The organism is Phormidium sp. CCY1219 (assembly GCF_055795085.1).
Genome location: NZ_JAYFEQ010000340.1, coordinates 1 through 4,176 on the forward strand (window position 1 = coordinate 1; position 4,176 = coordinate 4,176).

At 43.3% G+C, this 4,176-nt stretch carries 5 protein-coding genes; all 5 read left to right on the top strand.

The window, feature by feature from the left end; all coding sequences use genetic code 11:
* Positions 1–216: 216 nt before the first annotated feature.
* The 5 genes from AC0QH1_RS06080 (at position 217) to AC0QH1_RS06100 (ending at position 3,947) form a co-directional block, all read left to right on the top strand.
* Positions 217–402 carry a hypothetical protein gene (locus AC0QH1_RS06080; RefSeq protein WP_324630044.1) on the top strand — a complete coding sequence of 62 codons (186 nt, stop codon included), beginning with the start codon at positions 217–219 and terminating at the stop codon, positions 400–402.
* A gap of 93 nt (positions 403–495) precedes the next feature.
* Positions 496–1,401: a dihydropteroate synthase gene (locus AC0QH1_RS06085; RefSeq protein ID WP_324630045.1), complete on the top strand. Its 906-nt coding sequence runs from the start codon at positions 496–498 to the stop codon at positions 1,399–1,401.
* A gap of 10 nt (positions 1,402–1,411) precedes the next feature.
* Positions 1,412–1,927 carry an SET domain-containing protein gene (locus AC0QH1_RS06090; protein ID WP_324630046.1) on the top strand — a complete coding sequence of 172 codons (516 nt, stop codon included), beginning with the start codon at positions 1,412–1,414 and terminating at the stop codon, positions 1,925–1,927.
* Positions 1,928–1,940: 13 nt separating this feature from the next.
* On the top strand, positions 1,941–3,230 hold the full coding sequence (locus AC0QH1_RS06095; RefSeq protein WP_324630047.1) for an LL-diaminopimelate aminotransferase: 1,290 nt from the start codon (positions 1,941–1,943) through the stop codon (positions 3,228–3,230).
* Positions 3,231–3,275: 45 nt separating this feature from the next.
* Positions 3,276–3,947 (top strand): 2OG-Fe(II) oxygenase family protein, encoded by a 672-nt coding sequence (locus AC0QH1_RS06100; protein WP_324630049.1) that lies wholly within the window; start codon positions 3,276–3,278, stop codon positions 3,945–3,947.
* Positions 3,948–4,176 lie beyond the last annotated feature (229 nt).

The following is a 4,176-nucleotide window of genomic DNA, read 5'->3' on the forward strand; positions in this document are numbered from 1 at the left end:
CTGGTCATCAATCCGTGAAGCGGGGAGGAAAGGTGGTTAAGCCTGAGTCTAAGCAGGTACTCCATCGAGCAAGTGTCTATGGATAGGAATACGAAGCCACGTATGAAGCGTCGATATTTTAAACCAGCGAAAATTAGACTGACACGCTGGAGCCAAAAGGCTAGATTATCGGGAGCCGGATGCAGGGAAACTTGCACGTCCAGTTCTAAATGGGAGGTGCGGGGTTTTATCGCCCCCATCGACCCAACCCGATCGCCAATGGCGCGATCGCTCCTCGTCTTCCAAAAACAAGGTATCGAAGCCATTCCCGCGCCTACGGACTTTCTCAGTCCCCCCGGTCGCAGTCCGGCGGATTACATCACCGGGCAAATTTTAGAAGTTGCTGGGGGGTGGAGATTATAGTTTGACCTTGATTGAGTTAAAATACTATGGGCTAATAAAATAGCTGTAACTTTTGGGTAACTCCAAGAATTAATTAATGAAAAGAGGTTGAAAATGCTGACTCTGAAAGAAATTTATGAGGTGTATGAGCAACATAAAAATGACTACGATATCCCAGTAGAAAATATCAAACTTGGGAACAAAGAATTTAACTTTAACGAGCAAACAGCTCTGTTGGGTGTGATTAACCTTTCTGTTGATTCTTGGTGGAACCACTCTGTGTGTTACACCCGCGAACAGGCAATTCGTCGGGGTAGAGTTCTAACAGCTCAAGGTGCTGATATCATTGATATTGGTGTAGAAGCCACTTCAAAAAACACCCCTAGGGTGGATGAATTAAAACAAACCAGTCAGCTTTTGCCCGTTCTAGAAACCTTGAGTCAGGAAGGAATATTGACTTCGGTTGAAACCTACTATCCTGAAGTTGCCAGAGAATGTCTAAAGTGTGGTGCAAATGTCATCAACTTTACGGGGACAGAAAATAGCGAAGAAATTTATAAAGCTGTGGCTGATTTCGATGGCGCAATTATTATTTGCTATGTGGAAGGAAAACACGCTAGAGATGTAGAAGAATTCGATTGGGCTAAAGCTAAAGATCCGATTGTTTTGGTCTACGATTATTTGGCTAAAGAGACGGAGAAAGCCACTAAACTGGGAGTGAACAAGATATTTATCGATCCAGCGATCGGTCTGGGATACAGTAATTTCTATTACGATTATGAAAATGCAGGCAAACGGCTCAATTATCAAATCAAATCTCTGCTGAATGCTTTTAGATTAAGGAAATTAGGATTTCCGGTGTTCAATCAGATCCCTAGTGCCTTAGAAATTGGGGGAGAAGAAATTAGAAGTACGCAAGTCTTTCTGTCCGTTTTTGCCGCATTAGGAAAAAGCGATTTGCTGAGAACCCATGAGATTTCTAAAGTAAAAGCGGTTTTGGAAACCCTAAGTTTAGCCTAAAGATGGTAGAGTGAAAAATGAAGGATTTACTATTATCCCAGAATTAAAATCAATGCAGATCGCTGAAAAAAACACACAAATCATCCCTTTTGGTGAAATCAAGGAGTGCCAGAAAACAGGAGGAAAATCCCTCTATTCTACGGTTGAATTTATGCCTGGAGACATCATCAGTCAGTTTGGGGCAAAAGAGACCCTCGATCGCCCCAACTACTTAACCGTGCAAGTTAGCGATCGCCAGCATATCATGCTCGACCCAGAATATTTGCAATACATCAACCATAGCTGCGCCCCCAACGTAGCCTTCAACCCGACGGATGGGGTAGTCACTGCTCTACGAAAAATTGAAATTGGCGAAGAACTGACCTTCTTCTATCCATCCACAGAATGGTCAATGGATCGAGGATTTGAGTGTGTGTGCCAAAGTCCAAACTGTCTTGGATACATTCAAGGTGCAGCTCACCTACCTCGCAATATTTTGGCTCAATATCAACTGTCAGACTACATCCAGAAAAAGCTAAAAGTTTAGCTTCCATACTAGATTGATTCTCCACCCTGGAGAATCAAATGCTAGTTATACTCGCCAGTCACCTGCTACCCATTTCCATCCAATGGCTACCAAGAACTTAAATCTCAGTCAACTAACAGGAGAGAAAACTTATACTGAAATCGTTTTTAGCCAAGTCTGGGGTAAAGTAGAAGCCTATAAAGCCAGCCATCAGCAACAGAAAATTTTTATGATGGCTTTTGGGGATACCACCCAGCCTTTACCCCCAACAGTGGTTGAAGCGATGGTTGATGCTGCCAATTGTTTGGCAGACCCAAAAACCTATACCGGGTATGAGGATATTACTGGAAACTCGGCCCTGAGACAGGCTATTTGTGATAACTATTACCACAAAAAAATGGGGGTTGAACTTGAATCCTCTGAAGTATTTATTAGTGATGGCGCTCAATCTGCTTCCGTCAACATTCAAGACCTCTTTGCTCTGGATAATACAGTAGCCGTGCAAGACCCTGCTTATCCGGCTTTTGTAGAAGGAACTGTACTGGCTGGTCGCCCCTTGGTCAACTTGCCCTGTGAAGAGGAAAATAATTTTATCCCCAAGCTGCCGTCAGAAAAAGTAGATTTAATTTATCTGTGCTTTCCCAATAATCCTACGGGAGCAGTGGCAACTTACGAGCAGCTTCAAGGGTTTGTGGACTATGCCAGGAGTCAGAACGCTGTGATTATTTTCGATGCTGTTTACAGCGCCTTCATCAGTGTTCCCAATGTACCCCGGAGTATTTATGAAATTGAAGGGGCGAAAGAATGTGCCATTGAGATTGGCAGTTTTTCCAAAATGGCCAATTTTACGGGTTTGAGGGTCGGTTGGTGTGTGATTCCTGAGCAACTGACGATTAAGAATACAATGCCTGGAGAGTTAAACAACTTGTGGCGTATCCGCCATGCGGTCAAGTTTTGGGGAACGGCAAATGTTGCTCAATATGGGGCGATCGCCGCTTTATCCCCAGTTGGACAACAGGAATGCCAGAAAATCGTCAATTATTATCTCAAAAATGCTGACTTGCTCCGAGAAGGTTTGGAAAAAGCTGGGTTACACTGTTTTGGGGCTACCGATAGCCCTTTTGTGTGGGTCAAAGCGCCCCAAGGATTATCTTCCTGGCAGTTTTTTGAGAAACTGTTAGCATCAACGGGGATTGTTGGTGTACCCGGTTGCGTATTCGGTTCAAGTGGCGAAGGCTTCTTGCGTTTGAGTACCCTGGGTCAACAGGAGGAAATTAAGGCTGCGGTAGAACATTTGGGGGCGCTTAAACACCCAATGGCTTAGAACTTAAAAAAGACAACGATAAGGAGTTTAATGATGAGTACAATAATGCTCGAACACTATCCAACCATTGAAGGATTAGATCGATCCGAAAAACATCTAGTAGAAGAAGTCAAAAAAGGTCTGAGTCAATTTGGTTTTTTCTATATTAAGGATACGATTGAAGCCAGGAAAAAGATCGATAAGCAACTTGAAAATCTTCAGAGTTCAGTTGATGTCTATTATGGAGAAGACGCTTACACAGGCCAAGGATCGGTTTTTCATGGCACATATAGCCGATTTGAAGATGGAGAAAACTTAGCGGTCAAACCCTATTTTGGGTTTATTTCCAAACTCCTGGAGATCATCTCTCTGGCGTTGGGATATCCGAAGGAGTTTTTACAAGAATTTTCTCGGCAGCAAAACTGCGGATTTTATATCTATGACCGAGAAGCAGAGTATATAGAATACATTAAAGGAGCTGATGCGCAAGAAGTTTCTATTGGCCCTCACAAGGATAGATCCTTAATTACGATTATCATTTCGATTGCTGGATTTGAAGGGTATAAGCAAGAGTTGGGTTGGTTTTCTATTCCCGATCGCGAAGGTTACATCATGATTCAGGCGGGTACGCTATTACAAGACCTCACTCAAGGCGCAGTCAAAGCCAACGTTCATCGGGTTCGAGGGTTTGATTCCTCAAAAGCCTTATTTTGGAGCAATTTAGCCCCAGTCAAGTAACTCAATCTTCAGGTTTTGAAATGTTGAATTAAGCATAACCATGAAAAATGTAGTTGTTATCATAGGAGGTGAGCCAGCCGGAATGTCTTGTGCGCTTTGGTTAAAACATCTCGGACTTTACCCCATTATCATTGAAAAGAGCAAACAACTGGATGGAGCCAGTTTCAATGGCTTAGCCCCCCTGTTGACCATGCTCAATTCTTGTGCTGCAGGGGTGGGGGTGGTGAAT